This is a genomic window from Pantoea sp. DY-5, from assembly GCF_019795955.1.
Lineage (GTDB): Bacteria > Pseudomonadota > Gammaproteobacteria > Enterobacterales > Enterobacteriaceae > Pantoea > Pantoea leporis.
On record NZ_JAIMIE010000021.1, the window covers coordinates 1 to 743 of the forward strand.

General features: G+C 50.3%; 2 tRNA genes and 1 rRNA gene. All 3 read left to right on the forward strand.

The features are described 5' to 3' along the window. Positions 1–107 (forward strand): 16S ribosomal RNA (locus K5Y30_RS24735); the annotation flags it as partial. A gap of 73 nt (positions 108–180) precedes the next feature. Beyond that, positions 181–257, forward strand: a tRNA-Ile gene (locus K5Y30_RS24740). Positions 258–404: 147 nt separating this feature from the next. Next, positions 405–480, forward strand: a tRNA-Ala gene (locus K5Y30_RS24745). Positions 481–743 lie beyond the last annotated feature (263 nt).

Here is a 743-nt window from a genome sequence, read left to right on the forward strand (position 1 = left end):
TAGGTAGCTTAACCTTCGGGAGGGCGCTTACCACTTTGTGATTCATGACTGGGGTGAAGTCGTAACAAGGTAACCGTAGGGGAACCTGCGGTTGGATCACCTCCTTACCTGAAGATACCTTCCCGCGCAGTGCTCACACAGATTGTCTGATAAAAAGTAACGAGCAGAAAAAACCTCTACAGGCTTGTAGCTCAGGTGGTTAGAGCGCACCCCTGATAAGGGTGAGGTCGGTGGTTCAAGTCCACTCAGGCCTACCAAATTTCTCCTCATGCTGCGTTAAAGCGCCGCCCGTATATGAACTATACGTCGCGACACTTTGTCTTGCCTGAGACGAAATTAGCATTCTTCGTGAGAAAAATGTGACTCCTGGTGAGTGGTAGTAGTGGTCTCTGCAGTAACTGTATGGGGCTATAGCTCAGCTGGGAGAGCGCCTGCCTTGCACGCAGGAGGTCAGCGGTTCGATCCCGCTTAGCTCCACCATTACAGTGACTCAAAACAATACTTCAGAGCGTGCCGGAAACGGTGTGCTGCGAAGTATTATGCTCTTTAACAATCCGGAACAAGCTGAAAATTGAAACGACGTATCGTCTTCATTCTCCGTAATAAGAATGAAGCGGCGATATGTTCGAGTCTCTCAATGCCTACAGTCCCAAGCGTTGCAAAACGCCTGTGGGTTGTGAGGTTAAGCGACTAAGCGTACACGGTGGATGCCCTGGCAGTCAGAGGCGATGAAGGACGTGCTA